The 26924-nt window shown below is 62.6% G+C and carries 30 protein-coding genes and 1 tRNA gene; 18 read left to right on the top strand and 13 right to left on the bottom strand.

What is annotated here, in order from left to right:
* The first annotated feature begins 63 nt into the window (after positions 1-63).
* The 5 genes from ccmB to NDI72_RS12380 all read left to right on the top strand — a co-directional run bounded on the left by ccmB (position 64) and on the right by NDI72_RS12380 (position 3485).
* Positions 64-729 (top strand): heme exporter protein CcmB, encoded by a 666-nt coding sequence (ccmB, locus tag NDI72_RS12400; protein WP_283800599.1) that lies wholly within the window; start codon positions 64-66, stop codon positions 727-729.
* Between the two features lie 43 nt (positions 730-772).
* A complete protein-coding gene (locus NDI72_RS12395; protein ID WP_113153540.1) occupies positions 773-1561 on the top strand; it encodes a heme ABC transporter permease in 789 nt (262 codons plus the stop codon).
* The gene (gene ccmD, locus NDI72_RS12390) at positions 1558-1725 is read left to right on the top strand and encodes a heme exporter protein CcmD (RefSeq protein WP_113153539.1); all 168 of its coding nucleotides are present in this window, start codon (positions 1558-1560) and stop codon (positions 1723-1725) included. Before NDI72_RS12395 ends, ccmD begins: the two co-directional genes overlap by 4 nt.
* The gene (locus NDI72_RS12385) at positions 1722-2306 is read left to right on the top strand and encodes a DsbE family thiol:disulfide interchange protein (RefSeq protein WP_283800598.1); all 585 of its coding nucleotides are present in this window, start codon (positions 1722-1724) and stop codon (positions 2304-2306) included. The genes ccmD and NDI72_RS12385 overlap by 4 nt, the downstream gene beginning before the upstream one ends.
* 102 nt (positions 2307-2408) lie before the next feature.
* On the top strand, positions 2409-3485 hold the full coding sequence (locus NDI72_RS12380; RefSeq protein WP_283800597.1) for a DUF2332 domain-containing protein: 1077 nt from the start codon (positions 2409-2411) through the stop codon (positions 3483-3485).
* A gap of 20 nt (positions 3486-3505) precedes the next feature.
* Here NDI72_RS12380 and NDI72_RS12375 read toward each other — a convergent pair whose 3' ends face one another.
* The 6 genes from NDI72_RS12375 to NDI72_RS12350 all read right to left on the bottom strand — a co-directional run bounded on the left by NDI72_RS12375 (position 3506) and on the right by NDI72_RS12350 (position 12124).
* Positions 3506-4117 carry a LysE family translocator gene (locus NDI72_RS12375; protein WP_206553266.1) on the bottom strand — a complete coding sequence of 204 codons (612 nt, stop codon included), beginning with the start codon at positions 4115-4117 and terminating at the stop codon, positions 3506-3508.
* Positions 4118-4121: 4 nt separating this feature from the next.
* Positions 4122-4733 carry a LysE family translocator gene (locus NDI72_RS12370; RefSeq protein ID WP_283800596.1) on the bottom strand — a complete coding sequence of 204 codons (612 nt, stop codon included), beginning with the start codon at positions 4731-4733 and terminating at the stop codon, positions 4122-4124.
* A 432-nt stretch (positions 4734-5165) separates the two neighbouring features.
* A complete protein-coding gene (typA, locus tag NDI72_RS12365; protein WP_113153534.1) occupies positions 5166-6989 on the bottom strand; it encodes a translational GTPase TypA in 1824 nt (607 codons plus the stop codon).
* A gap of 243 nt (positions 6990-7232) precedes the next feature.
* Complete coding sequence (locus tag NDI72_RS12360; RefSeq protein ID WP_283800595.1) at positions 7233-8129, bottom strand: MBL fold metallo-hydrolase; 897 nt, start codon at positions 8127-8129, stop codon at positions 7233-7235.
* Between the two features lie 233 nt (positions 8130-8362).
* Positions 8363-9931 (bottom strand): alkaline phosphatase D family protein, encoded by a 1569-nt coding sequence (locus tag NDI72_RS12355; RefSeq protein WP_113153533.1) that lies wholly within the window; start codon positions 9929-9931, stop codon positions 8363-8365.
* A gap of 138 nt (positions 9932-10069) precedes the next feature.
* The gene (locus NDI72_RS12350; RefSeq protein ID WP_283800594.1) at positions 10070-12124 is read right to left on the bottom strand and encodes a M3 family metallopeptidase; all 2055 of its coding nucleotides are present in this window, start codon (positions 12122-12124) and stop codon (positions 10070-10072) included.
* Positions 12125-12267: 143 nt separating this feature from the next.
* On the opposite strand from NDI72_RS12350, the gene NDI72_RS12345 reads away from it, so the two are divergent.
* Positions 12268-12747 (top strand): MarR family winged helix-turn-helix transcriptional regulator, encoded by a 480-nt coding sequence (locus tag NDI72_RS12345; RefSeq protein WP_206548035.1) that lies wholly within the window; start codon positions 12268-12270, stop codon positions 12745-12747.
* A complete protein-coding gene (locus NDI72_RS12340) occupies positions 12744-14009 on the top strand; it encodes a multidrug effflux MFS transporter (protein WP_206545640.1) in 1266 nt (421 codons plus the stop codon). The genes NDI72_RS12345 and NDI72_RS12340 overlap by 4 nt, the downstream gene beginning before the upstream one ends.
* Before the next feature lie 63 nt (positions 14010-14072).
* Here NDI72_RS12340 and NDI72_RS12335 read toward each other — a convergent pair whose 3' ends face one another.
* The 3 genes from NDI72_RS12335 to NDI72_RS12325 all read right to left on the bottom strand — a co-directional run bounded on the left by NDI72_RS12335 (position 14073) and on the right by NDI72_RS12325 (position 15971).
* Positions 14073-14717 (bottom strand): carbonic anhydrase, encoded by a 645-nt coding sequence (locus NDI72_RS12335; RefSeq protein WP_113153529.1) that lies wholly within the window; start codon positions 14715-14717, stop codon positions 14073-14075.
* Between the two features lie 73 nt (positions 14718-14790).
* A complete protein-coding gene (pdxY, locus tag NDI72_RS12330; protein ID WP_283800593.1) occupies positions 14791-15669 on the bottom strand; it encodes a pyridoxal kinase PdxY in 879 nt (292 codons plus the stop codon).
* A gap of 8 nt (positions 15670-15677) precedes the next feature.
* Complete coding sequence (locus NDI72_RS12325) at positions 15678-15971, bottom strand: hypothetical protein (protein ID WP_222474045.1); 294 nt, start codon at positions 15969-15971, stop codon at positions 15678-15680.
* Positions 15972-16155: 184 nt separating this feature from the next.
* Here NDI72_RS12325 and NDI72_RS12320 point away from each other — a divergent pair, with 184 nt between their 5' ends.
* From NDI72_RS12320 to ppa, 5 genes are all read left to right on the top strand, one after another.
* Positions 16156-16794: a LemA family protein gene (locus NDI72_RS12320; RefSeq protein ID WP_206545642.1), complete on the top strand. Its 639-nt coding sequence runs from the start codon at positions 16156-16158 to the stop codon at positions 16792-16794.
* A 13-nt stretch (positions 16795-16807) separates the two neighbouring features.
* Positions 16808-17647: a TPM domain-containing protein gene (locus NDI72_RS12315; RefSeq protein ID WP_283800592.1), complete on the top strand. Its 840-nt coding sequence runs from the start codon at positions 16808-16810 to the stop codon at positions 17645-17647.
* 1 nt (position 17648) lies between these two features.
* Complete coding sequence (locus NDI72_RS12310) at positions 17649-18293, top strand: TPM domain-containing protein (RefSeq protein WP_283800591.1); 645 nt, start codon at positions 17649-17651, stop codon at positions 18291-18293.
* A gap of 87 nt (positions 18294-18380) precedes the next feature.
* Positions 18381-18887, top strand: coding sequence for a GNAT family N-acetyltransferase (locus NDI72_RS12305; RefSeq protein WP_283800590.1), 507 nt, complete (start codon positions 18381-18383; stop codon positions 18885-18887).
* 202 nt (positions 18888-19089) lie between these two features.
* Positions 19090-19623, top strand: coding sequence for an inorganic diphosphatase (ppa, locus tag NDI72_RS12300; protein ID WP_113153523.1), 534 nt, complete (start codon positions 19090-19092; stop codon positions 19621-19623).
* A gap of 116 nt (positions 19624-19739) precedes the next feature.
* Here ppa and NDI72_RS12295 read toward each other — a convergent pair whose 3' ends face one another.
* The 3 genes from NDI72_RS12295 to NDI72_RS12285 all read right to left on the bottom strand — a co-directional run bounded on the left by NDI72_RS12295 (position 19740) and on the right by NDI72_RS12285 (position 21045).
* On the bottom strand, positions 19740-20354 hold the full coding sequence (locus NDI72_RS12295; protein ID WP_206553258.1) for a hypothetical protein: 615 nt from the start codon (positions 20352-20354) through the stop codon (positions 19740-19742).
* 70 nt (positions 20355-20424) lie between these two features.
* The gene (locus tag NDI72_RS12290; protein WP_206995541.1) at positions 20425-20751 is read right to left on the bottom strand and encodes a DUF167 family protein; all 327 of its coding nucleotides are present in this window, start codon (positions 20749-20751) and stop codon (positions 20425-20427) included.
* Positions 20752-20754: 3 nt separating this feature from the next.
* Positions 20755-21045, bottom strand: coding sequence for a YggT family protein (locus NDI72_RS12285; RefSeq protein WP_113156082.1), 291 nt, complete (start codon positions 21043-21045; stop codon positions 20755-20757).
* 216 nt (positions 21046-21261) lie between these two features.
* Here NDI72_RS12285 and NDI72_RS12280 point away from each other — a divergent pair.
* Together NDI72_RS12280 and NDI72_RS12275 are read left to right on the top strand one after the other, a co-directional pair.
* Positions 21262-21337, top strand: a tRNA-Ala gene (locus NDI72_RS12280).
* A gap of 179 nt (positions 21338-21516) precedes the next feature.
* Positions 21517-22350 (top strand): lytic transglycosylase domain-containing protein, encoded by an 834-nt coding sequence (locus tag NDI72_RS12275; protein ID WP_432516497.1) that lies wholly within the window; start codon positions 21517-21519, stop codon positions 22348-22350.
* Between the two features lie 83 nt (positions 22351-22433).
* Here the strand turns inward: NDI72_RS12275 and NDI72_RS12270 are convergent, their stop codons facing one another.
* The gene (locus NDI72_RS12270) at positions 22434-22679 is read right to left on the bottom strand and encodes a hypothetical protein (protein WP_113153520.1); all 246 of its coding nucleotides are present in this window, start codon (positions 22677-22679) and stop codon (positions 22434-22436) included.
* 339 nt (positions 22680-23018) lie between these two features.
* Between NDI72_RS12270 and NDI72_RS12265 the strand changes: the two genes are divergently transcribed.
* The 4 genes from NDI72_RS12265 to NDI72_RS12250 form a co-directional block, all read left to right on the top strand.
* Positions 23019-24335, top strand: a complete 1317-nt coding sequence (locus NDI72_RS12265; protein WP_283800588.1) for an NAD(P)H-dependent oxidoreductase — start codon at positions 23019-23021, stop codon at positions 24333-24335.
* Positions 24336-24446: 111 nt separating this feature from the next.
* Positions 24447-25481 carry a thiamine pyrophosphate-dependent dehydrogenase E1 component subunit alpha gene (locus NDI72_RS12260; protein ID WP_113153518.1) on the top strand — a complete coding sequence of 345 codons (1035 nt, stop codon included), beginning with the start codon at positions 24447-24449 and terminating at the stop codon, positions 25479-25481.
* A complete protein-coding gene (locus tag NDI72_RS12255) occupies positions 25481-26491 on the top strand; it encodes an alpha-ketoacid dehydrogenase subunit beta (protein WP_113153517.1) in 1011 nt (336 codons plus the stop codon). Before NDI72_RS12260 ends, NDI72_RS12255 begins: the two co-directional genes overlap by 1 nt.
* Position 26492: 1 nt before the next feature.
* Positions 26493-26924, top strand: a 432-nt coding sequence (locus NDI72_RS12250) for a biotin/lipoyl-containing protein (RefSeq protein WP_283800587.1), incomplete at its 3' end; no start/stop codon positions are given.

The raw sequence follows: 26924 nt of genomic DNA, 5'->3' as shown, positions 1-26924 counted from the left end.
GTTTGACGCCGCGCGGCTGTCAGGCGCTCTCGGCCCCACACCCGGTCAGGAGCTTTTCCAGTCATGCTAGCGCTTTTCCGCCGCGAGCTGCAGATCGGCGTGCGCACCGGAAACGGCGCGCTCACCGGTGTCCTGTTCTTCCTCGCCGTGGTGGCCGTCATCCCCTTCGGCGTGGGACCGGACCTCAACCTTCTGGCGCGGATCGGCCCGGCCATCCTTTGGATCGGCGCGCTGCTTGCGGGCCTGCTCGGGCTTGAGCGCCTGTTCCAGGCTGATCGCGAAGACGGCTCGCTTGATCTCATGCTTCTCGCCGACAACCGCCACATGACGGCGCTGACCGTGTTCGTGAAGTGCCTCGCGCACTGGACGGTGAACGTCCTGCCGCTGGTGGTGGTGACGCCGCTGCTCGGCCTCTTCATGAATGTCGAACCGGTGGGCATTCTGGCTGCGACCGCGACGCTGGCCGTCGGCACGCCCGCCATCACCTTCATCGGCGCGGTGGGCGCGGCCCTTGCCGTGGCGCTGCCACGGGGCGGGCTTCTGGTCTCGGTTCTGGTTCTGCCGCTCACCATCCCGGTTCTGATCTTCGGCGTGGCGGCGGCGCGCGGCGCGGTTGCCGATCCGGACCCGTTTTTGCCGCCCTTCCTCATTCTTGCCGCGCTGATGCTGTTTTTTGCGGTCATCGGGCCGCTGGCCGCCGCGCTCGCATTGCGGTGGGGCGGCGATTGATGTGCGGCAATCGATTCGATTGCGGAACAGGACACTCGACGCTATGGGTTCAGGCATGACAAACGCCACCCCGCAAGCCTCCACGCTCTCCGGTCGCCTGACGGCGCTCGCCAATCCCACGCGCTTTCTCGCGCTGGCAGACACACTCGTGCCCTGGCTTGGCGGCACGGCGCTGGCGGTGCTTGCGGCAGGCTTCTACATGGCCTTCACCGCGCCCGAGGATTATCAGCAGGGCATCACGGTGCGGATCATGTACATCCATGTGCCGTTCGCCTGGCTCGCCATGTTCTGCTACTCGCTCATGGCGGCGTCCGCGCTTGGCACGCTTGTGTGGAAGCATCCGCTCGCGGATGTGGCGCTCAAGTCCGCCGCTCCCATCGGCGCGGCCTTCACCGCGCTGGCGCTGTTCACCGGCTCCGTCTGGGGCAAGCCCATGTGGGGCACCTGGTGGGTCTGGGACGCGCGGCTGACCTCCGTTTTCATCCTGTTCCTGATGTATCTCGGCATCATCGCCCTGACGCGGGCGATGGACGATCCCGGCCGTTCGGCGCGGGCCGCGGCGATCCTCACGCTTGTCGGCTTCGTCAACATCCCGATCATCAAGTTCTCGGTGGACTGGTGGAACACGCTGCATCAGCCGGCATCCGTGTTCCGTCTCGATGGTCCCACCATCCACACATCGCTTCTTTGGCCGCTGCTCGTCTGCGCGCTTGGTTTCACGCTCGTGCTTCTCACGCTTCACCTGATGGCCATGCGTGCGGAGATCTGGCGTCGGCGTGTGATCGCCATGCGCAGGCTTTCGGCGCGCGCGGCAGAAAGGGCAGCGCGATGACCCACGCAGGTTATGTGTTCGCCGCTTATGGTATTTCGGCACTGGTGATTGCGGGGCTCTGCCTCTGGATCCTGATCGATCAGGCAGGCCGCAAGCGCGAACTCAAGGAACTCGAAGAGCGCGGCGTTCGCCGCCGCTCCGAGCGCAAGGCAGAGAAGAAATGAGCGTTACCGGCGAAAAGTCCAACCGTTCGCGGCGGTTGCTGTTTCTGCTGCCGCTTCTGGTCTTCCTGGCGCTGGCCGCCGTTTTCCTCATGCAGCTTTTTTCCGGGCGGGACACCTCGCTCGTGCCTTCGGCGCTGATCGGCCGCGATGCGCCGCAGACGGATCTGCCGCCGCTTGAGGGCATGTCCCTGCCGGGACTTTCCTCTAACGCCTTTGCAGGCAAGATCACGCTGGTGAATGTCTGGGGCTCCTGGTGCCTGCCCTGCCGGCAGGAGCATCCGCTGTTGATGGAGCTGGCCAGAGACGAGCGTTTCGTCATCGCCGGTTTGAACTACAAGGACAAGCCGGAAAACGCCCGCCGCTTTCTCGGCGATCTCGGCAATCCCTATGATGCAATCGGCGTGGACCAGAATGGCCGCGCGGCCATCGACTGGGGTGTCTACGGCGTTCCGGAAACCTTTCTCGTCGGGCCGGAAGGCAGGATCCGCTACAAGCATGTCGGCCCTTTCACGCCCGAAAGCGTGCAGAACGACCTGATGCCCGAGATCGAAAAGCTTTTGGCAGAGCGCCCGGCAGGCTGATTTTTCTGTGCCAGTCGGTTGGTCCAGAAAAAATGCTGCGCTGCAACAAATCTCTCGGACAACGCATGCTAGCCTCTCCTTCAAACTTTGAAGGAGAACTGCATGGAAAGCCGGATCAGCGCACATTTCGAAAAGCAGGCCGAGGCCTGCGACCGTATGGGCTCCCCCTTCACCGCCCAGCTGTGCCGGCTTCTGCCTGAAATTCTGGATCGCAACACGAGAACCGGCGCGCGCGTGCTCGACTGGTCCGGAGCGCCCGGCGAAGATGCGCTGGCGCTGCGGCTTTGCGGCGGGCTTCATGCGCTGGTTCTGGCGGGAGAGGACGCGGAGTTAGCCGGCGTCTATCCACCCGGAACGGCCTCGCGTGATGCCGTTGGCGCGGCTGTCGCCGGCACCATTGCGCGCCATGATGCACGGCTCTGCACCACTCTGGACAGCGCGCCGCAGACCAATGAGATCGCCCGCTCGGCCATGCTCCTGCCGGGTTTTCTCACGATTGCCCGCGAAACCGGCCTTCCGCTTGACCTTCGTGAGATCGGATCGAGCGCGGGGCTGAACCTTCTGTTCGACCGGTTCCACTATTGTTACGGCGAGAGCATCTGGGGCGATGCCGCCTCACCGGTAAAGCTCGCGCCAGAAGTGCGGGGCGCTGCGCCCGACCTTTCCGGCAGGCTTGAAATCGCCTCGCGCGAGGGCAGTGACATCGCCCCCATCGATGTTGCGCTGGAGAGCGAGCGCCTGCGTCTCACCTCCTATGTCTGGGCCGATCAGGCGGCGCGGCTCGAACGTCTTGTCGCGGCGATCAGCCTTGCGGATGGCGCTTCTCTCTCGCTGGAAAAGGCGGATGCGGCCGATTTTGTCGAGGCGGCGCTTGCCATGCGCGAACCCGACCGGGTGCTAGTGCTGTTTCACTCGATCATGTGGCAATATCTGCCGTTCGAAACGCAGTCCCGCATCGAGGGCGCGCTGGAAAAAGCGGGGCACGCCGGCGGGGCGCCCATCGCCTGGCTGCGCATGGAGCCGTCCGACATGAAGGAGCCCTTCGCGCGCGTTTCGCTCACCCTGTGGCCGGAAGGAACGCGCCGCGATCTGGCGCGCTGCGACTTCCATGGCCGCTGGATCGAGTGGATTGGCGCTGACCCTAGAACGGTTCACCGTTGCAGGGAAACGCGGCCCTGAATGTTTGAGCGCCGAACGCCCTACCGCGCCGCGATGGCTGCCGCTGCACTTGCCATCAGCGATGCGCTTGTACGGTTGGCGATGCGCATGGCGCGCGGGCTTCTGAGCAGCTTTCGGGCCTGCGCCGCCGCGACGATCCAGCCCGCGTCCACCACCAGCAGCACGAGCAGCATGGTCAGTGTCAGCTCTGCCCAGCCCATCAGGGTCACCGAAGCCAGATCAATGATCGTGGGCAGCAGCGATACGTAGAACATCATGATCTTGGGGTTGCCAAGCGTGACCGCCAGACCGGCAAAGAACAGCCGCCCGCCCGATTGCGCGTCGGGCACGGCGTCGTCCGGGTTCGTCACCGGCGCGGTCCACATTTTCCATGCGAGATAAAGCAGATAGGCCACGCCCGCATATTTGATGACCGAGAACGCCAGATGGAAGCTTTCGGCGAGAACCGCGAGGCCGAAAATCGCGAAGGAAAGCCACACCGCTTCGCCGATCCACATCGCCACCATGAAGGGCAGGACATCGCCCCAGCCGCGCGTGATCACACGGGCCACGAGGGCGGCGATGCTGGGGCCGGGCGTGCCGGCAGCAACCAGAAGCGCGCCGGCGAAGATGACGAGAGCGGAGAGTTCCATCTGACTACCTTGTCGAAAGGGCGAGGCGCAGTCCCAGCGCCGCAAAGGCTGCCGCGAAGGAGCGGCGCAGCCATTTCATGATCGTCGGGCTCGACAGAACCCTGCCGCGCACCAGCGACGCCATCTGCCCATAGAGCACGAAGACCACGAACGTCATGACCATGAAGACAAAGCCGAGCCACGCCATGTCGAGCGCGGGAAGGGTGCTTTCAGCAGGGATGAACTGGGGCAGGAACGCCAGAAAGAAGATCGACAGTTTCGGATTCAGAATGTTGATGAGAAAACCGCGCCGGATGATGGCGCGATGTGCAATCGCCGTGCGGTCTGGCTCTGCATTGAGCATGCCGTTTTCCTTCAGCGCGCCCCATGCCATCCAGAGCAGGTAGAGCACGCCGGCGAATTTGACGATCTGGAAAAGCATGGCGCTGGCATGCAGCAGCGCGGCGATGCCGAGAATTGCGGCTGCGATATGTGGCAGGATGCCCAGCGTGCAACCAAACGCCGCCGAAACCGAAGCGGGGCCGCCTCGACCAAGCGCAATCTTCAGCGTGTAAATCACGCCGGTGCCGGGAATCAGCACAACGACAAGCGCCGTGAGCAGGAATGCCGGATCCATCTGAAACGTCCTCCACAACCTTGTGGCGATTAGCGCGGGATGTTCGGGTGCTGTCAACCCGGCTGCGAAAGGCTGCTGCCATGGGAGGTGGTGTGAAGGATAGGCGGCGTCTCAGTCCGCGCCAGGCACCCTCGCCCTTCGACAGGCTCAGGATGAGGGTTATTGGGACGCATGTAAAAACGGGCCTGGCGGATGCTTCAGCTGCCCATGCTGCAGCCTGATGGGATGCCGGTCACACAGCCACAGCCGCTGGATTGGCACCCGACGCCTCAACAACCCTCATCCTGAGTCTGTCGAAGGGCGAGGGTGCCTGACGCGGCGTTGAAGCCGGCTCCATCCTGCAGCGCCCAGCAGCCATCATAAACCGGAAAAGCATCATCCAGATGCAATTGAGCCCGCAAGTAGATGCGGGCTCAATATTGGGTTCAGACCTCAAGCCGCGCCGGCGCGGCTTTTCTCGAAGCGCTTGCGCTCGTGCGGGTCCAGGTAAAGCTTGCGCAGGCGGATCGACTTCGGCGTCACTTCCACCAGCTCATCGTCCTGAATCCAGGAAAGCGCGCGCTCCAGCGTCATGCGGATCGGCGGGGTCAGCTTCACGGCTTCGTCCTTGCCGGAGGCGCGGACGTTGGTGAGCTTCTTGCCCTTCAGCACGTTCACTTCCAGATCGTTGTCGCGGGAGTGAATGCCGATGATCATGCCCTGATAGACCTTCACGCCGGCGTCGATCACCATCGGGCCGCGGTCTTCCAGGTTGAACAGCGCGTAGGCTGCCGCCTCGCCGTCATCGTTGGAGATGAGCACGCCGTTGATGCGGCCGCCGATCTCGCCCTTGTAGGGCTGATAATCGTGGAACAGCCGGTTCATGATGGCCGTGCCGCGCGTGTCGGTCAGGAGCTCCGACTGGTAGCCGATCAGGCCGCGCGTCGGTGCGTGGAAGACAAGGCGCTGGCGGTCGCCGCCGGAGGGGCGCAGCTCGATCATCTCGGCTTTGCGCTCCGACATCTTCTGCACGACGATGCCGGAATGCTCCTCGTCCACGTCGATCACGACTTCTTCGATTGGCTCGAGAAGATTGCCGTTCTCGTCCTTCTGCATCACCACGCGCGGACGCGAAACGGCAAGCTCGAAGCCCTCGCGGCGCATGGTCTCGATCAGAACGGCAAGCTGAAGCTCGCCACGGCCGGAGACGTAGAAGGAATCCTTGTCGTCGGCTTCCTCGATCTTCAGCGCGACATTGCCCTCGGCCTCCTTCAGGAGGCGGTCGCGGATCACGCGGCTCGTCACCTTGTCGCCCTCGGTGCCGGCGAGCGGCGAGTCGTTGACGATGAAGCTCATGGTCACCGTCGGCGGATCGATGGGCTGTGCCTCCATCGGCTGGTTGACGGAGGGATCGCAGAACGTGTCGGCCACCGTGCCCTTGGAGAGGCCGGCAATGGCGACGATATCGCCTGCCTGCGCTTCCTCGATGGGCTGGCGCTCGAGCCCGCGGAAGGCGAGGATCTTGGAAATACGGCCGGTCTCAAGCAGCGTGCCGTCGTGATGCAGCACCTTCACCGCCTGGTTCGGCTTGATGGAGCCGGCTGCCACGCGGCCGGTGATGATGCGGCCGAGGAACGGGTTGGCTTCCAGGATCGTGCCGATCATGCGGAACGGACCGGGCTCCGTGCTGGGCTCCGGCACGTGCTTCAGCACCAGATCGAAGAGCGGGGTGAGGCCCTCATCCTTCGGACCTTCCGGGCTGTAGTTCATCCAGCCGTCGCGGCCTGAACCGTAAAGGATCGGGAAGTCGAGCTGCTCGTCGGTGGCGTCGAGCGCTGCGAACAGGTCGAACACCTCGTTGATCACCTCGTCGGCGCGTGCGTCCGGGCGGTCGATCTTGTTGATGGCGACGATCGGCTTCAGGCCAACCTTCAGCGCCTTGCCGACAACGAACTTGGTCTGCGGCATCGGGCCTTCGGCCGCGTCCACCAGAAGAACTGCGCCATCCACCATGGAGAGGATGCGCTCCACCTCACCACCAAAGTCGGCGTGTCCGGGCGTATCGACGATGTTGATGCGGGTGTCGTTCCATTCCACCGAGGTGGCCTTGGCGAGAATGGTGATGCCGCGTTCTTTTTCGATCTCGTTGGAGTCCATGACGCGTTCGGCGACGCGCTGGTTCTCGCGGAACGCGCCGGACTGCTTCATAAGCTCGTCGACGAGTGTCGTTTTCCCATGGTCAACGTGGGCGATAATCGCAATGTTGCGCAGTTTCATATGTGCTCTTTGGGGTCGGTAGGCGCGCGAAAGGCAAGGCGCGGCCCTGTTGCGTTGCCGCGCTCTTACAGGTTTTTTCGCAATTGCGAAAGTCCGCAGTGCCCGTTGTCGACCCCGGGACCGCTCAAATCATTGTTTTTGCGCAATTCCGGACGGAAAACCGGTTCCCGCTTTTCCTGGAATTGTCTAGCGCATCGGCCCGAAAATCGGGATCGATTTTCGGAAAGCACGATGCACGGCGCTCTAGCCCCAGGAAGCGCCTTCAAGCGCGTTGAGCGGAAACTTCAGATAGCGCTCGCCATTGGCTTCCGGCGCGGGAAGCTGGCCCGCATTCATGTTCACCTGAAGCGCATGCAGAATGAGCTTCGGCATGGGCAGCGTCCTGTCGCGCGCCTCGCGCACGGCAACGAATTCCGCCTCTGTCGCGCATTTCGACATGTGGCTGTTGGTGGCCTTCTGCTCGGCAACCGTGCTTTCGAAGCGCGGCTCGCGTCCGCCCGGCTGATAGTCATGGCCGACGAAGATGCGCGTTTCGTCCGGCAGGCTGAGAATGTCCTGAATGGACTTCCAGAGCCGCTCCGCGCTGCCGCCGGGAAAGTCGCAGCGCGCCGTGCCGGAATCGGGCATGAACAGCGTGTCGTGCACGAAGGCCGCATCGCCGACCACATAGGTGATCGAGGCCAGCGTGTGACCGGGCGAGAACATGACCTTTGCCGGCAAAGAGCCGATGGTGAAAGTCTCGCCGTCAGCGAAAAGCCTGTCCCACTGCGATCCGTCTGCCTGGAACTCCGGCCAGTTGTAGATGCCTTTCCAGAGCTTCTGCACCTCGACCACCTTCTCGCCGATGGCGATCGGCTTTCCGGTTCTGGTTTTCAGATAGCTCGCGGCTGAAAAATGATCGGCATGGGGATGGGTGTCGAGAATCCACTCGAGCTCGAGCCCCTTCTCCTCGATGAAGGCGAGGAGCCGGTCGGCGTTTTCCGTGGAGGTTGCGCCGGATTTCTCGTCGAAATCGAGAACGGGATCGATGATTGCGCATTTGCCGGTCGCCGGATCTGCGACGACATACTGTGCCGAGAAGGTGCGCCTGTCGAAGAAGACGGTCACGTCTGGCCGGGCAGGACCTGCGTCTGCGGTCATTTCGGCTCCCTGGGGCGCGCCTGTCTGATGCATCTTGCTCTCCACGGTTTTCGACAGCTTTCCGGGTTTAGTTAGTGTGCGTTGCGGAAAGATGCAATTTCGCAGACTGCGACCAATTGGGCATGATTTTCTAAGAGTAACCGGATTACCTCCAGTCATTTGCGTGGCACATGCCTCGCGCGAAACAAAAAACCGGGGCGCAAAGGCCCCGGTTCGAGTGCATGCGCTCAGTGTCAGGCCGAGCGCACGGGATCGAGCGTCATTGTGTAGAGCTCGTTGTCATCGCGATCCATAAGGCGCACCGTCATCTGCTGGGTGTCGGCGTCGATGTCGACCAGGCCGAAGAACTGGAAGCCGTCCGAAGGCGGCAGGTTCACGCCCTGCTCCTTGCTCGGGGCCTTCACATATTTCAGTTCCGGGCCGAAGGTCTGGTCCAGATCGTTGGGGCCGAACGTGCCGGCGTGCAGCGGGCCGGACACGAATTCCCAGAACGGGTTGAAGTCCTGGAACTGCGCCTTGTCGGGATTGTAGTAGTGGGCAGCCGTGTAGTGCACGTCGGCAGTCAGCCACACCGTGTTCTCGATGCCCGCATTCTTGATGAAGCGCAGCAGCTCGGCGATTTCCAGCTCGCGGCCCTTGGCAGCGCCATCGTCGCCATTTGCAATCGCCTCGATCTTCTCGCCGTCACGCACCACAAGGCCGATCGGCATGTCGCAGGCGATCACCTTCCAGGTGGCGCGCGAGTTCGAGAGTTCGCGCTTCAGCCACTGCATCTGCGCATCGCCCAGAATGCGGGCCTCATCGCTCAGCTCATCCTGCATGGAAGCGGTGTTGGGGCCGCGATAGGAGCGCAGGTCGAGGAAGAACACGTCCAGCATCGGCCCGTAGGCGATCTTGCGGTAGACGCGGCCGGGCTCTGCCGGGGTGAAGCGGATCGGCGACATCTCGTGGAACGCGCGGGCAGCGCGCGCCTGCAGAAGCGCCACCGACTTCTCGGTGTAGCGGTCGTCTTCGGTGAGGTCCTTGGAGGCCGACCAGTTGTTGACCACTTCATGGTCATCCCACTGGAAGAAGGTCGGGCACACGGCGTTCAGCGCGCGCACATGGTCGTCCATCATGTTGTACTTCCACTGGCCGCGGAACTCGTCCAGCGTTTCAGCGACCTTGCGCTTCTCGTCGATCACCACCTTGTTGACCCATTTGGAGCCGTCCTTCAGCTCCACCTCGTCCTGGATCGCGCCGTCGGCATAGATCGTGTCGCCGGAATGCAGGAAGAAGTCGGGCTCGTGCTTCGACATGGTGGCATAGGTCTTCATGCCGGTCTCATCGATGCCCCAGCCCTGGCCGGCGGTGTCGCCCGACCAGGCGAAACGGATGTCGCGGCGTGCAGAGGGTGCGGTGCGGAAGCGTCCGACAATCGGCTCCGAGCGCGCCGAAACGTCGGAGAGATCAACGGCAGTCATGCGGTAGAAAATATCCTGATCGGGCGTCAGGTTCTCCAGCAGCCTTTTGACGGCGAGATCGCTGTCGGGCAGGGCGTCGAGGCTCGGCAGCCGGGTCGGGTTAGCGAAGCTCTCGGTGGTCGAGACTTCAAACTCCACCCGCGCCGGGCGATCCGTGCGGGTCCAGATCATGCCGGTCGTGGTGTCCACGTCGCCGGACTGGACGCCATGAGTGAAGACGGGGCGCGACGAGGCGCGCGAAATGGCGGGCATGGCCAGCCCGCCAAGCGTGGTGGCAAGTGCGGTTGCGCCGCTTCCGATCAGGAATTTGCGGCGGGTGCTCACTCCAAAGGACTTCATGACAGTCTCCCTCGATCTGGTTGGGTCGTGGGAGGCAATTTCACCGTTTAGTGTGGCAACCGGTTATCGGCGGCGTGACATCTATCTGACCATTGAATGACGGCCCGCAGGCAGGCCGTCATCGTCAGGTTTCCGGCCCTAGGCGAGCCCCTTCTTTTCCATCATGGCTTCCGGCGTCGGCATGCGCCCGCGGAACGCCTTGTAAAGCTCTTCGGGATCAGCCGACCCGCCGGCCGCATAGATGTGCCGGAGCAGTTTCTTCGCGGTTTCCGGATCGAACGGATCGCCCGTTTCCTCGAAGGCGCGGAAGGCGTCTGCGTCGAGCACTTCCGACCACATATAGGAATAATAGCCGGCTGAATAACCATCGCCCGCAAACACATGCAGGAAATGCGGCGTGCGGTGGCGCATCACGATGGCGTCCGGCATTTCCATCTGCTTCAGCGTTTCCGCCTCGAAGTCCAGCGGCGCATCGGGTGCTTCGGCCTGGCTGTGGAACGCCATGTCCATCAGCGCCGAGGCGGTGAACTCCACCGTTGCAAAGCCGGCGTCGAAGGTGCGCGCCGCGCGCATCTTCTCAAGCAGTTCCTGCGGCATGGGCTGGCCGGTTTCGTGATGCAGGGCGAATTTCTGCAGCACCTCCGGCACGGTGAACCAGTGCTCATAGAGCTGCGAGGGCAGCTCCACGAAGTCGCGGGAGACCGAGGTGCCGGAAATCGACGGCCAGGTCACGTCGCTCAGAAGCCCGTGCAGCGCATGGCCGAATTCGTGAAACAATGTGCGTGCTTCATCGACCGAGAGAAGGGCAGGGGTGCCCTTGGGCGGCTTTGCGAAGTTCATCACATTGTAGATGATCGGCGTCTTGCCGGCACCCAGCCGATAGCCCGACTGCAACCCGCTCATCCATGCGCCGGAGCGCTTGGACGGGCGATTGAAATAGTCGGCCAGGAACAGGCCGCGTTGCGAGCCGTCGGCATTGCGCACGATGAAGGTGCGCACGTCTTCATGCCAGGCCGGAACGCCCTTCTGCTCCTCGAAGGTCAGGCCGAACAGCCGGTTGGCGACATCGAAGGAGGCGGCGATCACGTTTTCGAGTGCGAGATAGGGTTTCAGCGCGCTTTCATCGAAGGCGAAGCGCTCGGCGCGCCGCTTCTCCGCATAATAGCGCCAGTCCCAGGGGGCGATGGCGTGGTTCTGGCCGTCTTCGGCTGCCAGCCTCGCCAGTTCCTTTTCGTCTTCGGCGGCTTTCTCGCGCGCCTTTCGCCAGACCGGCTGCAAAAGCTCCTGCACGGCCTCCGGCGTTTTCGCCATCGTGTCGTCCAGCTTCAGCGCGGCATAGGTTTCATAGCCGAGCAATCGCGCCTTCTCTGCGCGAAGCTTGAGCGTGCTCGCAATAATGTCGGCGTTGTCCGTGTCGCCGCCATTCTCGCCGCGTTTGGCAAATGCGTTGAACACCTTCTCGCGCAGGTCGCGCCGTTCGGAGGAGGCAAGGAACGGTTCCACGATGGAGCGTGAGAGCGTTGCCGCATAGCGCCCCTTCTCGCCGCGCGCTTCGGCGGCTTCCGCCATGGCGCTCTTCAGCGCGTCGGAGAGCCCGGCCAGGTCGTTTTCCTCCAGAAACAGTGACCAGCCGCTTTCGTCTGCAAGCACGTTCTGGCCAAATTTCGCGCCAAGCCCGGCCAGTTCCTCATTGATCACGGCAAGCCGCGCCTTGTCGTCTGCGTCGAGCTGTGCGCCACCGCGCACAAAGCGCTTCCAGACCTTTTCAAGAACGCGGTCGGTCTCTGCATCAAGGTCGAGCGTGTCGCGCGCCTGATAAAGCCGGTCGATGCGCTCAAACAGCGCCGCGTTCATGAGAACGGACGAGATGTGCCGGGCCATGCGCGGCGAGATTTCCCGTTCCAGCGCCTGGATCGTCTCATTGGTGTGTGCGCCTGCGCGGCACCAGAAGATGGCCGAGACCCGCGAGAGCGCTTCGCCGGCGAGTTCCATCGCAGCCAGCGTGTTTTCGATGTCCGGCGCGTCCGGATTGTTGGCGATCTGCTCGATCTCCGCCTCATGGGCAGCGATGGCTGCCTCGAAAGCGGGCGCAAACGCGGCATCGTCGAATGCGGTGAAATCCGGCAGGCCGTGCGGCCCGGTCCAGTTCGTCAGCGGGTGCGTTGCAAGATCGATGGGAGCGGATTTCTGCATGGCGTTTCCGGTTCGTTGGAGGAACAGAGCCCTTGCGATGTAAGCGCTGGCGGCTGACGGCGCAATGGCCGGAGTTGACGATGATAGGGGCTGACTATATGTATGGCTTATATTAAGTTTGCCTTATAATAAGGGTCTTTTTGATGACGCAGCACGTGAATCCGGAATCGTTCGGTTTCCTCATCGCAGACGTTTATCGTCTGATCAGAAACACGATGGATCGGGCAATTTCCAATGCCGGTATCGGCGTGACGCCCGGTGAGGCGCGCACGCTGGTTCATGCCGCGCGCGCCGGCGCAGTTCGCCAGAATGTTCTCGCTGAGCGCATGGGCGTCGAGGCGATGACGCTGAGCGGCTATCTCGACCGGCTTGAGGCGCGCGATCTCGTGCGCCGTGCGAACGACCCGTCCGACCGTCGGGCAAAGCTCGTCGAGTTGACGGACAAGGCCGATGCGGTGCTTGAGGCCATTGGCCGGGTGGGCACCGAGATGCGGCGCAGCGCTGCCGGCACGCTCAGCGAAGCCGAGTGGGACGAAATGCTCGAGAAACTGAAAGTGGTGCGGGCCAATCTGGCGGGCCTGTCGCAAAAGCCTGCCGCGCCACGGCAGGGGGAGCCTTTATGAACATGCGCGCAGAAGCACCGGATGCCGAAACCCCGCCACCGCCGCTGATGAGCGAACGGCGGGTCAGCATCATCGGTGCGCTGCTGGTGGCGCTCGGGCCCGTTTCGATGGCGCTTTTCACGCCTGCGCTGCCGGAGATCGTCGAGGCTTTCGGCACCACGGAAGCGGCGGTCAAGATGACCATCTCGCTATACTTTGCCGGCTTTGCAGTGGCGCAGCTCTTCTGCGGCCCCCTGTCGGATGGCCTCGGGCGCAAGCCCGTCACCTTCGCCTTCATCGCGATCTATGTGGTGGCGAGTTTCATCGCGCTGATCTCACCCAATATCGAAACGCTGATCGCCGCCCGCTTTCTACAGGGCTTTGGCGCGGCCGTCGGCGTGGCCGTTTCGCGCGCCATCGTGCGCGATCTTTTCACGAATGAAAGTTCCGCCCGGATCATGAACCTGGTCGGCATCATTCTTGCCGTGGGGCCGGCCTTCGCGCCGACGCTCGGCGGTCTGACGATGCAGATAGCCGGCTGGCACGCCATCTTCATTCTCATGCTGGTGGCGGGACTGGTGATCGCGCTCATCATCCATTTCTGTATGCGCGAGACCGTCGAGCGCGATCTCTCGCGCATCAGCCCGAAGGCGCTGGTCCACTCCTATGGCCTGCTTCTGAGCAATGGCTACTTCATGCTGTCGAGCTTCGTCATCGCCGGTGCGGTCGGCGCGCTCTATACGCAGGCAACCGTTCTGCCTTTCATTCTGATGGACAATGTCGGCATGACACCCGCCGAGTTTGGCCTCGGCATGCTGGCGCAATCGGGCATGTATTTCGTCGGCGCTGTCGCCGCGCGGCAGTTGATGAAGTCACTCGGCGCTTACAGGCTTGTGCCCATCGGCCTCACGGCCATCGGTGTGGGCAGCCTGCTTCTGGTGTTTGCGCTCACCCTGTTCGAGCCAAGCTTCATCGGCGTGATGGGGCCGGTCGGCGTTTATGCCTTCGGCATCGCTTTCGTGATGCCGGCCATGATGACGGCGGGCCTTGCCCCATTCCCCCGCATTGCGGGCTCCGCATCGTCGCTGACGGGCTTTCTTCAGATGACGACCGGGCTCGCCGGCGGAACCATCGCCGCACTCATCGGCGATCCCGTTCTGGCCATGGTGCTCATCATCCCGACGCTTGGAACGGTGGCAATCGTTTCATGGATCATCTGGAACAGGCTGCCGGAGCCAACGCTGGCAACGGCATTGCGGCATGGTCCGACAGGCCCCGTCTGATACGGGGCCATCGCGCTTCGCTTTTGGTGAAAAGTCAGGCGATCCCGCCTGACAGTATCGGGTCTACTCGAAGTCCGGCCGTTCGAAATCGCCGGTCTTGGGGTCCATCACCCACAGCTCGCCGCTCGAAATGTCGAACCACGCGCCGTGCAGGGTGAGCCTGCCCTTGTCTTCGAGGATTTTCACGCAGGGAAAGCTGCGCAGGTTTTCCACCTGGTAGCGGATCGAGATGCGCTCAAGTGCTGTCTGGCGCTCGGCCTTTGTCATCATCTCGTTCTCGGCCAGGGCTTCTGCGGCCGGCTTGACCAGCCCCATCCATTTGCCGATGAAGTCGCCGGGCGAAAGCGGCTCGGCCGAGCGGTTCAGCGCCGCGCCAATGCCGCCGCAGCGTCCATGCCCCATCACGACGATGTGCTTCACCTTGAGGCTCTGCACCGCGAATTCCAGGGCTGCGGACGTGCCGTGATGCTGCCCGTCCGGCGCATAGGGCGGCACGAGGTTGGCCACGTTGCGCACGACGAAAAGCTCGCCGGGGCCGCAGTCGAAAATCGTTTCCGGCGCCGCGCGTGAATCACAGCAGGCGATGACCATGGTTTTCGGGGATTGGCCATCCTTGGCCAATGCGCGATAGCGATCGCTCTCGGAGCTGTAACGGCCCGCCATGAAGTTGCGGTAGCCGGCGATAAGACGGTCTGGCAGATGGGTCATGGAATTCCGAATAACGGTAAACCGTTCTTCGGGCAATCCGGTTTATGCGTTTGCCCGCAGGCTCAGACCGCCGTCATGCCTCCGCGGTTTCCGCCACATGCTCGATCTCGATGCTCATTTCCGGGCGCGTCAGGATCTGCCGGTCGGTTTCGAGCATCAGTTCGTTCGAGCCGCGTTCTGCCGCCTTGTTGAGGATCGCCACAACCGAGCCCGTCGTCTTTGCAAGCGCTTCTTCCCGCGTCTCGCCTGCGAGCAGCCGGGCGAGATAGAGCGCTGCCGTCAGATCGCCCGTCCCGTTCGGCGCGCTTGGAATGCTGTCATGCACGGCGCGCAGAACGTCCGTCTCGCTCACCAGAAGATTGGCGAGCCGGTCGGGGCTGCTGGCCGGCGCTGACGTCACCATCACATCCGCCGGCGGGGCCTGCCGCGCCGCGCGAATGGCGCTTTCCGTGCCGGAAATCTCCATCCCCGTCAGCCACGCCAGCTCATAGCGGTTCGGCGTGGTGATGTCGGCCAGTGGCAGCAGCTGATCACGGATCGCCGTTGCCGTCGCCTCCGGCACGTAAAGTCCGCCCTTGTCGCCCAGAACGGGGTCGCAGACATAGCGCGCCTGCGGGTTATGTGCCTTCAGGGTTTTCACCAGCCCGGCAATCGCCGTCGCCTGTTCCGGCCCGCCCAGATAGCCTGTCAGCACGGCCGACACTTCACCCAGCCAGGGGGCGTTTTCCAGATCGTGAATGAAGCGTGCAAACTCATCTGCCTCCGGCACAATGCGCGTCGCCGGCCCGTGGCCGGGGTGCCAGGGCAGAATGACCGTCGGCACCGCCCAGACCGGAAAGCCCAGCGCTTCAAGCGTGAAAACGGCCGCCCTGTTGCCAACGCTGCCGCGCGCCACATGGCTTGAAATGACGATAACGGCGCGCGCCTCGCCCCGGTTGTCCTGATTGGTCATGCTGTCCGTTATCCGCCGATTATGCCGAAGACGTAGAGGAGGAGCCAGAGGATCAGGGCCGTCAGCGTGGTCACGGCGATGGCCCTGCCGATGCGGGTGCCCCAGAGTTCAATCGGGTCGTTCTGCTCTGCATCGGTAGCCGCCACGTGATCGCGCACGCGCGTCATCATGGAGCTGCCTTCGCTCTCTCGGCCAACCCGGTCGAGAATCCGGCGCGACTCCGCTTCGGCTTCCTGATCCTGTTTGTTTCCCGACCCCATCTGAAAACCCGTTGCAGTGGATTTGCGATAACCGTACAGCATGGGCAGCCTGATCGGAATTGGTTTCCTGTCAGTGGCCCATGTTCTAGATCGCCGTGCGCCCATTCCGGCGCACAAAGGACGATCTAAGCGATTGATGGAGCATCGGAATAACCGAAAACCGGTTTCCACTTTTCGGTCCGATGCTCTAATGTTCCCAGAACCAATGTTTCGGAGGCGCTCCTTCATGCCGATTGCCAAGCCGCTCGCCGCTGTCTCTCAGCGCGGCCTTCTTTCTCTTCTGGCGCTCTTCGTGATGTTGCCGCTGCTTTCTGCCTGCGGGTTCAACACCATCCCCACCCGTGAGGAACAGGCCAAGGCCGCCTGGAGCGAAGTGCTGAACCAGTATCAGCGCCGCGCCGACCTCATCCCGAATCTGGTCGAAACGGTGAAGGGCTATGCCTCCCACGAGCGCGAGGTTCTGGAAGGCGTCGTCGAGGCCCGCGCAAAGGCCACCCAGGTTCAGGTGTCGACGGACATGCTCACCGACCCGGAAGCCTTCAAGGCGTTTCAGGAGAGCCAGGCCGGCCTGACCGGCGCGCTGTCGCGCCTTCTGGCCGTCGTCGAGAACTATCCGGATCTGAAGGCGAGCCAGAACTTTCTGGCGCTGCAGGCCCAGCTTGAGGGCACGGAAAACCGCATCGCCGTCGCCCGGCGCGACTATATCGAGGCGGTTCGCCTCTACAACACGTCGCTGAAGACGCTGCCCTCCATGCTGTGGGCGATGTTCTGGTTCACGGGCAACGAGCCTTATGAGACCTTCACCATCTCGCAGGAGCAGATGGATGCGCCGTCGGTCAATTTCGGCACGAACAGCGGCGGCTGACGGAGACTGATCGATGGGGGAGGCAGTCCGGCGGTTTCCCGCCGCACGTGATCGCCAGCGCCTTTGGCTTGCCCTTGCGGCCGGCCTTGTCGCTCTGTTTCTGGCATCGGCGCTGGCCGCTGCGGAACTGCCCCGGCTCACCGGGCGGGTGGTCGATAACGCCGGCATCCTCAATGCGGAAACCACGGCACGCCTGACCGGAAAACTCGAAGCCTTCGAGCAGAAATCTTCCGACCAGATCGTCGTCGCCACCATTCGCAGCCTCGATGGCGAGGCGCTGGAGCCATTCGCCAACCGTCTCTTCCGCGCATGGGGGCTGGGGCAGGCGGGTGAGGACAATGGCGTCCTGCTTCTGGTCGCGCTCGATGACCGCAAGATGCGGATCGAGGTCGGCTATGGTCTCGAAGGCACGCTGACCGACCTGCACTCCAAACTCATCATCGAAAACACCATGGTGCCGGCCTTCCGCGCTGGCGATTACGACGCCGGCATCGATGGCGCGGTGGATGACATCATCATGGTGCTGGAGGGCAATGCGGCGGAGCTCGAGGCCCGCGCCCGGCGCAGCCAGCAGCAAGATGACAGCATTCCCTGGCCGACGATCCTGTTCTTCATCGTCTGGGGCACCTTCTTCTTCGGCGGTTTCGCCATGGCGCTTCTGCCGCCCATCTTCGGGCGCAAGATCGGGCCGGGCCAGTATGAGTGGCTCGGCATGAAGGTGAATTACAAGAAGTCCAGCGGGCGCTCCGGACGCAGCTCCTCCGGCGGATGGTCTTCCGGCGGCAGCAGTGGCGGGGGCTTTTCCGGCGGCGGCGGTTCGTCCGGCGGCGGCGGTGCTTCGGGGAGCTGGTAGGATGTTGCGAAAGATCAGGACACTGACGGACGAAGAACATGCCCGCATCGCAAAGGCGATCCGTGACGCCGAGCGCAGCACTGCGGGCGAAATCTACTGCGTGCTCGCGCGTTCCAGCGATCCCTACCTCTATCCCGCCGGCCTCATCGTCGCGCTGGCAATCCTCATTCTCGGGCCGTTTCTGGCGCTGGCGCTCAGGCATTGGTGGATTTCCGTCGATCCCGTGGTTTTCGCCGCTGCGCAGCTCGCGGCATTTGCCGCGGCCGGCGCTCTTCTGATCGCTTTTCGGGGGCTGCGCGTAGCGCTTGTGCCCAAGGCGCTGAAATACCGGCGCGCCCACGAGAAAGCGCAGAACCAGTTTTTCGCCCACAACATCCATGTGACCGAGGGGCGGACCGGCGTTCTGATTTTCGTTTCGCTGGCGGAACGCTACGTGGAAATCGTGGCTGACCGCGAGATCGACGCCTGTGTCGAACAGCGTGTCTGGAACGAGGGCGTCGCCATGATGCTGGAGCACGCGCGCCGCGGCACGCTGGCCGACGGGTTTGTCGAAACCGTTGGCTACGCCGGAGAGGTGCTTGCACAGCATTTCCCCGCCGGCCGGCTTAATCCCAATGAAATCGAAGACCGTTTGACGGAAATCTGAGCGCTTTCGGCTGCCTGTGCGCGACCGCAAAGATGAGCGCTCTAATGCTTGCGCATGTCGACCCGACGCAGCTATGGTTAAGAAACTATGAACACGCTGACGGTCGACATCAGACGAGCAGAGCCGGAAGACGCCGAGGCGGTGGCCGCAGTCCACGATAGCGCGTGGCGCGGGGCCTATACCGGCATCATCCCCTATCAGGCGCTGGGGCGCATGATCGGTCGTCGTGGTCCGCGCTGGTGGGCCAATGCGATTCGTCGGTCCGCCACCGTTCTCGTCATCGAAATCGGCGGAGAGATTGCCGGCTACGCAACGCTCGGGCGCAACCGCGCCCGTGAGCTGACGCAGGAAGGCGAGATCTACGAGCTCTACCTGCGGCCTGAATATCAGGGCGTCGGTCTTGGCACGCGGCTCTTCCAGGCCGCGCGCGACATGCTGTCGGCCCATGGTCTGAACGGTCTTGTCGTGTGGGCTCTGGAAGACAATGAGGCAGCGCTGGCGTTCTATGCCGGCGCCGGCGGGCGCGACATTGCCGAGGGCGTCGAGGTGTTTCACAGCCGGGCGCTGCGCAAGCTGGCCTTCGTCTGGGACTGAGCTTCGACCCTGCTGCGCATGTCTTTCCGGTCCGCGCGCACCATCAAAATTTCGCACTGCACCATTCGCTGCATTGCCATGCGGCCTGTGACGCGATAAAGCGGCAGCCATCCATTTCCGGGTTGCCTCGTCCGGCGGACCTTATCGGTCGCCGCGCCGGTCTCCGGCAGCCATCACCTGCCAGAACAAAGGTTGCTTCTCCATGCGCATAGACGCCATCTCCACCGGTGATAATCCGCCGGAAGACGTGAACGTCATCATCGAGGTCCCGGTCGGCGGTCAGCCGATCAAATACGAGATGGACAAGAATTCGGGAACGCTGGTCGTCGACCGCTTCCTCTACACGCCGATGACCTATCCGGGCAATTACGGCTTCGTGCCGCACACCCTGTCGGATGACGGCGACCCCATCGACGTTCTGGTCTGCAACACGCGCCAGCTCATTCCCGGCTGCGTCATCAATGTGCGCCCGATCGGCGTTCTCGTCATGGAAGACAATTCCGGACAGGACGAGAAGATCATCGCCGTGCCGTCGGCTCACCTGACGCGCCGCTACGAGAACGTGCACAACTACAAGGACCTGCCCGAGATCACCCTCCAGCAGATTCAGCACTTCTTCGAACACTACAAGGATCTCGAGCCCGGCAAGTGGGTCAAGATCGGCGATTGGCTGGATGCCGGCGAAGCGCGCAGGCTGATCGTCGAGGCCATCGAGCGGGCCAAGACCAGCAAGTAAGCATGGCGCTGGCGGCGTCTGGATCGGCCTGCCTTCATCAGGGCGCACCACGGGCGATCCAGACCTTCACCTGAACATCGGACCGAAAGCCGGATTTCAGTTTTCGGTCCCGTGTTCTAGCCGCCGCCACCCGCGCTCATCGGGGCTGGCACCTCACCCGCGTCAACCACCGGCTGGTCGGCCCCGCAAGCAAAGTCATAGGCCTGCCGATCAGCAATGCGGCGGGCTTTTTCATTGGCGTTTTCGTTGCCTGTCGCAACCACATAGCCAACGACACAGCCCTGCCGTTCCAGAAGCTGCCCGACCTTTTCCACCACAAGCACCTCGATCTTGTCGCCGAAATCGTCATCCACGAACCAGCGATGGATCGTCGCGACGGGCCATTCGCGGTCGCCATCCTTCATGATGCGCCATTCGATGGTGGGGCCGGTGGAATTGAACGCGGAGAAGCTTTCCCACTCAGGTGCCAGATCGCCGGCCGGCGGGAAGCCATAGAACAGCGATTCCCGTGCATCGCTGTAGTAGACAAGAACGGGATAGCCTTTCCAGCCTGAGCATACGAGGTTGACCCAGTCGCCCGGTTCGTCGCCGCCCGGCGCGGCAAAGGGTGCGCAGTTCTTTTCGGTGTTCAGCTCTGTATATGCGCTTTCAATGTCGACCGCTCGCGCCGTGCCGGCCATCGCCGCCATCGCAAGTCCCGCTATCGCAAGTCTGGTCAGTGCCATTCTCATGGGCAGGCTCCTCTTCATAACCCCTCATCCCCCTTGGGGGCGGAGCATAGCCTGTTTCGACAGGGGAGCCTTATTTTTCTGCAGCGAAGCCTGAGAGCCGGTCGAGCACGTCCTTGTCGGCGTTCGCCACTGTCACGGTCTTGAGGCGCGAAGTGCTTCCGCCGGTCACCGAAACGCTGCCTGCGGGCACGCGAAGCTGCTTGGCGAGCAGTTTTTCAAGCGCGGCATTGGCCTTGCCGTTTTCCGGCACGGCGCGCACCCGCGCTTTCAGATGGCAGCGACCATCCGCCGTTTCCGCCGGGCCTTCAATGGCGTCGCGCGACGATTTCGGCGTCAGGCGCACAAACAGCACCAGCCCGTCATCGGCCTGTCGGCAGAAGGCGGGCAGTTCCGACATGGATCAGAGAAGCGCGGGGGCGACGGTGGTCAGGATGAACTGGCGAATGAAGAACAGCGCCAGAAGCAGGATGATCGGCGAAATGTCGATGCCGCCGAGGTCCGGAAGGACCTTGCGGATGGGGCGCAGCGCCGGCTCCGTCACGCGGTAGAGAAAGTTGCCGATGGACCCGACGAACTGGTTGCGCGGGTTGACCACGTTAAAGGCATACAGCCAGGAAAAGATGGCGGAGGCGATGATCAGCCACCAATAGATGTCGAGCGCCATGATGATGGTCTGGATAAGCGCGAGCATGCCGGTCTCCTGGGCCGTGTTAAGCGCGGCACGCACAGGCGGTTCCTGCATTGCATGCCGGCAATTTTGCGACATGTAGCCATTGGCGGTGGATGCGGCAAGTCTGGAGGGAATTTTTGCACGGCGCAGGGTGCAGTTTCCATGCACTCTCTTCTTGCGCGCGCACTTCTTGACAGGCCCGCTTCCGCATACCTAAATGCGTGCAATCGGTGGAACGGGGCTGTAGCTCAGATGGGAGAGCGCGTCGTTCGCAATGACGAGGTCAGGGGTTCGATTCCCCTCAGCTCCACCATGCCTCCTGCGGATTGATCGACGGCTTTTTGATGCGGCAAACGGCTCTTTGCCATTGCGGCTTCTCTCCTGCGGCTTGCCTGTCGTCGGGGCTGGCCCTACGCTTCGGCCAGAGCGAAAGGGTGCCCGATGCAGCATGTCCGTTCCCGCTGGCTGATCTTGCATATTGCCATGCTCGTCATGCTTCTGTCGGGCCTTTCTTCCGTTCACGCAGAACAGGGCGACCAGAAGAAGGATGAAACGGAGAAGGCGACGCTCATCGCCTCCATCTGCCGGATCGTGGAGGCTGAGGCGCGGGACAACCGCATGGAGCCCGCTTTCCTTGCCCGCCTCCTCTGGAAGGAAAGCCGCTTCAATCCCAATGCCGTCAGCCCCAAGGGGGCGGAGGGCGTGGCGCAGTTCATGCCGGGCACGGCGGCGATGCGCGGGCTCGACGATGCATTTGATATTGAAAAGGCGATACCGGCCTCGGCTGCCTATCTGGCGGAGCTGAAAGAGAAGTACGGCAATCTTGGTCTCGCTGCTGCCGCTTACAATGCGGGAGAGGGGCGTGTCTCACGCTGGCTCTCGAAGGGCGGCTTCCTGCCGCTCGAAACCGAGAATTACGTCATGGCGATCCTGGGAGAGCCGGTCGATACGTTCTCCGAGCGCACGCGCGCTGCAAAGGTTCAGCCATTGCATCCCGACAAGCCGTTCGATGAGGCCTGTCTTGCTCTGCCTGTCTCCGCCCGCGCCGTCATGGCGATGGCCAGTGTTCACACCCAGCCCTGGGGCGTGCAGGTGGCGGGGCATTTTCGCCGCGATGTGGCGATAAGGCTTTGGCAGATGGTTCTGCGCCGGCATGCAGCGCTTCTGAAGGATTACGAGCCGGTCATTACCCGGGTGCGCTCGCCGCGCGGATGGCGCGGCATCTATGCGGTCCGCATCGGCGCTGACAGCCGGCCGGATGCAGTGCGTGTCTGTCGCCGTTTTCGCAGTGGCGGGCTGCCCTGTGTTGTATTGCGAAACAGGTAATCGCGTTTCGAAGTAGAGTTCCCCCTGATGCAGAGAAGGCCCGGATCGATGTCCGGGCCTTTCTTGCAATGTTCATTTGAACATTAGCTGTTGTCTACGATCGTACGATTTACGAGGACCGGGCGGCCGTCGTCACCGACAACATAGATCTCGCGATATTCATTGCCGTTCGCGTTGAACTGGTGCTGAAGAACAGAACCGACCGGCGTTTTGCTCAGCGTCGACTGAGAAGGACCGTCATAGGTGATGCTTCCCTTGATCGGCTCAATGGCAAATGCCGGAGCTGCAATAAAGGTGGAAATAACGAGAGCGGAGAGAGCAGTTTTCATTTTCGGTACTCCAGTTAGCTATCAACAAGCGTTTCACATTTCCGTCAGGGAAGTGTGTTATTACTTCGAAGCCGAGGCGTCTTCCCTGGCTGGTTCTTCATTTAGGGAGCCCATTTGCGTTCGTTCAGATCGGAAAACTGAAACAGAGCGTTCACAAAAGCTGGAATGTTACGATTTTCTCTTTCCCTGGCGTCATGTCTGCTGTGCGGGCTTTTGCTGCTGACGGTTCTGGGGAGAGCAGGGCGTTGTTGCTGCGCTCATGGACATTCGTATTGACACCTAAACATATGTTCAATAAGCCTCAATCTGAGGAAACGCCATCTGGGAGAGTGGTCAGAAATGTCTGCCAACGTTGCGCTTACCGGCCTTGCCCGGGATCTCGAGGATCGGGCCAAATCCGGCAAGCCGATCCGTATCGGCCTTGTGGGGTCGGGCGAAATGGGTACCGATATCGTCACCCGCGTCGCACATATGCCCGGCATTGAAATCGGCGCCATTTCGGAGCTGAACCTGCCTGCGGCAAGCCGCGCCGTGGATATCGCTTATCAGGAAGAAGGGCACGCCAAGGAAGCGGACACGCAATCCGCAATGACCGCGGCGATGGAAGCCGGCAAAGTTGCCGTCACCAACAATGCCGATCTGCTTCTCGAGAACGATCTCATCGACGTCGTGATCGACGCGACCGGTGTTCCCGCTGTCGGTGCTGAAATCGGCCTCCGGGCCATGGAGCACGGCAAGCACCTCGTCATGATGAATGTCGAGGCTGATGTCACCATCGGCGCTTATCTGAAGAGCGAAGCCGACCGCCTGGGCGTTACCTATTCGCTGGGCGCTGGCGACGAGCCGTCCTCCTGCATGGAGCTGATCGAGTTCGTTTCGGCCATGGGGCATCCCATCGTCGCCGCCGGCAAGGGCAAGAACAACCCGCTCAACATCGATGCGATCCCGGACGACTATGCCGAGGAAGCAGCGCGCCGAAACATGAATGTGCGCATGCTGGTCGAGTTCGTCGATGGTTCCAAGACCATGGTCGAGATGGCGGCCATCGCCAACGCCACCGGTCTCGTGCCGGACAAGCCGGGCATGCATGGCCCCAAGGCGACGCTGGACGAGCTGTCCTCCGTACTGGTGCCGGAAAAGGATGGCGGTGTGCTGTCGCGCGTTGGCGTGGTGGATTACTCCATCGGCAAGGGCGTGGCGCCCGGCGTCTTCGTTGTCGCCGACATGTCGCATCCGCGCATTTCGGAGCGCATGGAAGACCTGAAGATGGGCAAGGGCCCTTACTTCACCTTCCACCGTCCCTATCACCTCACCTCGCTTGAAGTGCCGCTCACCTGCGCCCGCGTCGTTCTCTACGGCAAGCCGGACATGGTGCCGCTGGACAAGCCGGTTGCGGAAGTCTGCGCCGTCGCCAAGAAGGACATGCAGCCGGGTGAGACGCTCGATGCAATCGGTGAATATTGCTACCGCGCATGGATCATGACGGTGCCCGAGGCCCGCGCCTCCAAAGCCATCCCCTGCGGTCTGCTTCAGGGCGGCACGGTCACCAAGCCCATCAAGAAGGGTGAACTGATCACGTCCGACAACGCTGCCCCGCCGGCCGGTTCCAAGATCGCCGAGCTGCGCGCGCGTCAGGACAAGCTCGTTTACGGCTAGATCGCCATGCGCCCGTTCGGGCGCACACGGACGATCTGATTTATTGATGGAACATCGGACCGGAAGCCGGTTCCCGCTTTTCGGTCCGATGCTCTAGACAGGAGCGTAAAAATGTCGGCCACGGCCAAAAAGAGCGCCTCGAAAACCGATGGCGCCAACCAGCCTTTCATCTACAGGCAGTTCGATCAGGAAAAGCTGCGCGATGCACTGCGCAAGATGTATCTGATCCGCCAGTTCGAGGAAGGCGCAGAAGAAAGCTACATGCGTGGCCTGATCCACGGCACGATGCATCTGTCCATCGGACAGGAAGCAAGCGCTGTCGGCATCTGCCTCGGCCTTTCTGATGAAGACCAGATCACCTCCACGCACCGTGGCCACGGCCACTGCATCGCCAAGGGTGCGGATGTCTCGCGCATGTTCGCCGAGTTCTTCGGCAAGACCACCGGCTATTGCCGTGGCCGTGGCGGCTCCATGCACATCGCCGATGTGTCGACGGGCAATCTCGGCGCAAACGGCATTGTCGGCGGCGGTCTCCCGATCGCCGTTGGCGCTGCCCTGACCGCCAAGAAGATGAAGACCGGCAATGTCGTTGTCTGCTTCTTCGGCGACGGCGCAAACAATGAGGGCGCGTTCCACGAGGCGCTCAACATGGCCGCCATCTGGAAGCTCCCGGTCGTCTTCGTCTGCGAGAACAATGGCTACGGCATGTCCACCTCCGTTGCCCGCGCGACGGCGGTGCCTAACATTGCCGACCGCGCCGCCGCCTATGCGATGCCGGGCGTGATCGTGAATGGCAATGTCGTGTCGGATGTGGCCGAGGCCATGCACGAGGCGACCGAGCGCGCACGCAATGGCGAGGGACCGACGCTCATCGAGTGCAAGACCTATCGCTATCGCGGCCACTCCAAGAGCGACCGCAATCGCTACCGCACCAAGGAAGAGATCGAGGAGTGGATGACCGAGCGTGATCCCATCGAGGCGTTCGAGGCAGAACTCGTCGAGTTCGGCGTCATCGACGCCGCCGGGATCGAAGCGATCCGCGAAGGGGTCCGCAAGGAAATCGAAGCAGGCATCGAGTTCGCCAAGGAAAGCCCGATGCCCGAAGTCGCCAATCTTGAGAAATACGTCTACACGGAGCAGGCCTGATGGACGCGCAAGTCGAGACAGCCACGCGTGAACTGAGCTACGCGCAGGCCATCCAGGAAGCCATGGCCATTGCCATGGAGCGCGATGAGCGCGTGTTCCTCATGGGCGAGGACATCGGCGTCTATGGTGGCGCATTCCAGGTCACCGGCGATCTGGTGGAACGCTTCGGCCCCGAGCGCGTGATGGACACGCCGATCTCGGAGCTGGGCGGCGCTGGCGTCGCAGTCGGTGCAGCCGTGACCGGCATGCGTCCGATCTTCGAGTTCCAGTTCTCCGATTTCGCGACGCTCGCCATGGAGCAGATCGTCAACCAGGCCGCCAAGATGCGCTACATGCTGGGCGGCGCCGTTTCGGTGCCGGTCGTCATGCGCTTCCCGGCCGGTTCCGGCACGGGCGCTGCTGCGCAGCACAGCCAGAGCCTCGAAGCGTGGCTCGGCCATGTGCCCGGCCTGAAGGTCATCCAGCCGTCCACCCCGCACGATGTGAAGGGCATGCTGCTTGCGGCCATCGAGGATCCCGATCCGGTGATGATCTACGAGCACAAGCTCCTCTACAAGATGAAGGGCGAAGTGCCGGAAGGCTATTACACCGTGCCGATCGGCAAGGCTGCCGTTCGTCGCGAGGGCGCTGATCTCACCATCGTCGCCACGTCGATCATGGTGCACAAGTCGCTGGACGCTGCAAAGCAGCTTGCCGAAGAAGGCATCGACGTCGAGGTCATCGACCTGCGCAGCATCCGCCCGATGGATCGCCAGACGATCATCGACAGCGTGTGCAAGACGTCCCGCCTGATGTGCGTCTATGAGGGCGTTAAGACGCTCGGCGTCGGCGCAGAGATTTCGGCGATGATCGCCGAGAGCGAGGCCTTCGATTATCTCGACGCACCGGTCGTCCGTCTGGGCGGCGCGGAAACGCCGATCCCCTACAATCCGGAGCTGGAAAAGGCGACGGTTCCGCAGGTCGACGGCATCGTCAAGGCGGCCCGCGATCTGGTTACGGGAGCGCGCTGACATGGCTGTTGAAGTCATCCTGCCCAAGGTCGACATGGACATGTCGACCGGCCGCATTTCTTCCTGGCTTGTCGAGGAAGGTGCGACCGTGAAGAAGGGCGATCTTCTGTTCGAGATCGAGACCGACAAGGCGGCCATGGAGATCGATTCTCCTGCCGCCGGCATCGTGCGCAACATCACCGGCAAGGAAGGCATCGACATTCCGGTCGGTCAGGTTGTGGCGTGGATCTATGAAGAAGGCGAGGCCGTGGCCGATGCGCCGGTTTCTGCGCCTGCCGAAGCCGCAGCCGAAGCGCCCGCAAAGGCGGAAGCGCCGGCCCCCGTTGAGGCCGCCGCACCCGTCGCCGCTGCTCCGGCAGCGACTGCGGAGGCATCCTCCGGCGTCCGCGCTTCTCCGCTTGCCCGCCGTCTGGCGAAGGAAGCCGGTCTCGAC

It is taken from the genome of Nitratireductor sp. GZWM139, assembly GCF_030068685.1.
Taxonomy (GTDB): Bacteria; Pseudomonadota; Alphaproteobacteria; order Rhizobiales; family Rhizobiaceae; genus Nitratireductor; species Nitratireductor aquimarinus.
Note: the sequence above shows the minus strand (reverse complement) of the source record. Positions and strands in the feature narration are given on the sequence as shown.